Origin of the sequence: Actinoplanes sp. NPDC051633 (assembly GCF_040681735.1) — a bacterium.
Classification (GTDB): domain Bacteria; phylum Actinomycetota; class Actinomycetes; order Mycobacteriales; family Micromonosporaceae; genus Actinoplanes.
Genome location: NZ_JBFAZH010001444.1, coordinates 1 through 1,717 on the forward strand (window position 1 = coordinate 1; position 1,717 = coordinate 1,717).

Annotated in this window: 2 protein-coding genes; one reads left to right on the top strand and one right to left on the bottom strand. The window is 72.9% G+C overall.

What is annotated here, in order from left to right; genetic code table 11:
- Positions 1–175: 175 nt before the first annotated feature.
- Positions 176–625: an ATP-binding protein gene (locus AB0M20_RS41895; RefSeq protein ID WP_364306928.1), complete on the bottom strand. Its 450-nt coding sequence runs from the start codon at positions 623–625 to the stop codon at positions 176–178.
- Between the two features lie 174 nt (positions 626–799).
- Between AB0M20_RS41895 and AB0M20_RS41900 the strand changes: the two genes are divergently transcribed.
- Positions 800–1,717 (top strand): diacylglycerol kinase family protein (locus tag AB0M20_RS41900; protein ID WP_364306929.1); only part of this gene is annotated, 918 nt, incomplete at its 3' end.

The window sequence follows — 1,717 nt, forward strand, 5'->3', positions numbered from 1 at the left end:
GCCGTGCGCGCTCGCGGGCGCGGCGGTCAGGCCGGCGACCGCGATCGCGGCGGCCGCGACGGCGACCGCCTGCTTTCCGAGTCGGGTGAACCTCATCTGGGTGCTTCCTCCCGGGTACGGGCGGCTGAAGTGCCACCGCCTCATGCTTCGCCGGTGCGGGCCCGGATGGATGCACCTACGACGACCGGGTTCCGACCTCCGCCCATACCCACTTCGTCCCGCCGTCGAGGTGATAGCCCATTCCCACGGACAGGTCGTGGACGAGACGCAGCCCGAGACCGCCGACGCCGAGAGCGGGATTGTCGGCGATCCTGGGCGCGGTCCCGGGATCGTTGTCGGAGGCCTCGACGACGAAGGACGTCCTGGTGCGGAAGAGGCGCACGGTGGTGGGCGGCCCGGCATGCACCATGGCGTTGGTCGCCAGCTCGGTCGCCACGATCGCCAACCGCTCCGACACGACGCGCCGCGCGCCACCGTCGGAGATCCTCTCGACGATGACCTGGTGCAAGGAACCACGCAGCGCGTGCAGCTCCCCGAACGTATCGAGCGTCCACCGCTCCAGCTGCTGTCGCTCGGCAGGCGGCTGCGCGTTGACGACCGAAGACGTCTCGGTCGCGCGCTTCATCTCGACCATGGTGACCCGTTCCCCACCGGTGGTCCGACTGACGGACCTGCACCGCTCAGCGCGTCCGCCGATCGCGGACTGTCACGCCGCCAGGGTCTGGAGCGACCCTCCGATCTTATCCGAACTGCTCGGTACACGCTTCCGCGTCAGTGCCGACCGTGACAGCGTCTCACCATGAGCACGCAAACCCGCCCGGCCCGGCCCGGCCTCGCCCGCCGCCTCGCGGCGCTGGTCGCGCTGGCCGCACCCGCCTTCGCGGTGCTCGCCGGCCTGGAGGTCACCTACCGCCATCCGGCCAACCTCACCACGCTGGTGGTGTCCGTCGCGGTGACCACCGTGGCCGTCTGGTACGCCTTGACCAGGCGCGGGATCCTGCGGATCGCCGCGGTCGTGGTTGCCGTCCTGGCCGCCGCCCTCGTCCTGCTGGCCAGCCTGTCGGTGCTCATCCTGCAGCTCTTCCTGCTGGGCGTCTTCGCCCTGGCCGGCCGGTACGCGCTGGGTGCCGACACCGCGATTCTGCCCGCGGCCGGCGTCGAGGTCCGCGCGGTCGGCGCCGCGCGCCACGGCGTCCTGATCGTCAATCCGCGGTCCGGCGACGGCGCCGCGATCCGCCTGGACCTGGCCGGCGCGGCGACCGGACGCGGGATCAGGGTGATCACGCTCGAGCCCGGCGACGATCTGACCAAGCTCGCCGAGCAGGCCGTCGCCGACGGCGCCGACGTGCTCGGCATGGCCGGCGGCGACGGGTCACAGGCCATCGTCGCCGCCACCGCCGTGCGGCACGGGATCGCGTTCGTCTGCGTGCCGTCCGGCACCCGCAACCACTTCGCGCTCGACCTGGGCCTGGACCGCGCCCACGTGGCGCGGGCGCTGGACGCGTTCACCGACGGCGTCGAGCGCACGGTGGACCTGGGCCAGGTCAACGACCGGGTGTTCGTCAACAACGCCTCGCTCGGCGTCTACGCCGAGGTGGTCCGGTCCCGCACCTACCGGGCCGCCAAGCTGCGCACCTTCGGGCGGATGCTGCCGGACCTGCTCGGCCCGCCCGCCGCGCCGCCGGACCTGTCGTTCGAGGGTCCCGACGGGCGGCGG